This is a genomic window from Blastococcus sp. SYSU DS0552, from assembly GCF_054050815.1.
Genome location: NZ_JBJHAB010000047.1, coordinates 1 through 1378, shown reverse-complemented (window position 1 = coordinate 1378; position 1378 = coordinate 1). Strand labels below are relative to the sequence as shown.

Annotated in this window: 1 protein-coding gene and 2 rRNA genes; all 3 read left to right on the top strand. The window is 71.8% G+C overall.

Annotation, left to right across the window (positions count from 1 at the left end; genetic code table 11):
* Nucleotides 1-120: ribosomal RNA gene (locus ACI8AG_RS20485) — 23S ribosomal RNA — on the top strand; the annotation flags it as partial.
* Between the two features lie 111 nt (nucleotides 121-231).
* Nucleotides 232-348: ribosomal RNA gene (rrf, locus tag ACI8AG_RS20480) — 5S ribosomal RNA — on the top strand.
* Nucleotides 349-556: 208 nt separating this feature from the next.
* The coding region (locus ACI8AG_RS20475) for a hypothetical protein (RefSeq protein WP_456598496.1) at nucleotides 557-1378 on the top strand (822 nt) is incomplete at its 3' end.

The window sequence follows — 1378 nt, the reverse complement described above, 5'->3', positions numbered from 1 at the left end:
GGTCTCTCACCGGGTTAACCGGGTAAGGCCCCCGCCCAGACCAGCGGGTTGATAGGCCGGAAGTGGAAGCACCGCAAGGTGTGGAGCTGACCGGTACTAACAGGCCGAGGGCTTGACCACACACACCTCCATCACGAGGGGTCTGTGCCAGGGTCAACCAATGAAGACTTGTCTCGCGTCCACTGTGCGGTTCTGAACGCACGAACCGGCTTGGTTCGAAGTTCACAGAGTTACGGCGGCCATGGCGAGAGGGAAACGCCCGGCAACATTCCGAACCCGGAAGCTAAGCCTCTCAGCGCCGATGGTACTGCCCTGGAGACGGGGTGGGAGAGTAGGACGCCGCCGGACATACTTCACCGAACGGGGGTCAGAGCGAGCGCTCTGGCCCCCGTTCGCTTTTCCATGTCCGCCGCCGGCCGTGCTGGTCGTGTGCGGCGTCTAGCAAAGAGGTACTGAAAAGGCATGACTGCTCCGCGACGTGGTTCCGGCGGGTCCGGCGACGGGCGACAGGGTGGCCGCGGCCCCCGGTCACAGAACGATCGTCGGCCGGAGGGCGGTGCTGGCGCGCGCGGTGGTGCCCGAGGCGATCGACCGGCTCGGCCGCAGGGCGACAGGCCGGCTCGCTCTCAGGGGGATCGTCCCCGTGGTGATTGGCAGGACCGTCGTCCCCAGGGTGACCGCCCGGCTCGGCCGCAGGGTGACCGCCCGCGTGGTGATTGGCAGGACCGCCGTCCCCAGGGTGACCGCCCGGGTCGACCGCAGGGTGACCGGCCGCGTGGTGACTGGCAGGACCGGCGCCCCCAGGGTGACCGTCCCCGTGGTGATTGGCAGGACCGTCGTCCCCAGGGTGACCGCCCGGCTCGCTCTCAGGGCGACCGCCCGCGTGGTGACTGGCAGGACCGCCGTCCCCAGGGTGACCGCCCGGGGCGACCGCAGGGTGACCGTCCGCGTGGTGACTGGCAGGACCGCCGTCCCCAGGGTGACCGCCCGGGGCGACCGCAGGGTGACCGTCCGCGTGGTGACTGGCAGGACCGTCGTCCCCAGGGTGACCGCCCGGCTCGCTCCCAGGGTGACCGCCCGCGTGGTGATTGGCAGGACCGCCGTCCCCAGGGTGACCGCCCGGCTCGCTCCCAGGGTGACCGGCCGCGTGGTGACTGGCAGGACCGGCGCCCCCAGGGTGACCGTCCCCGTGGTGACTGGCAGGACCGCCGTCCCCAGGGCGACCGCCCGGCTCGCTCCCAGGGCGACCGCCCGCGTGGTGACTGGCAGGACCGCCGTCCCCAGGGCGACCGCCCGGCTCGCTCCCAGGGTGACCGGCCGCGTGGTGACTGGCAGGACCGGCGCCCCCAGGGTGACCGTCCCCGTGGTGACTGGCAGG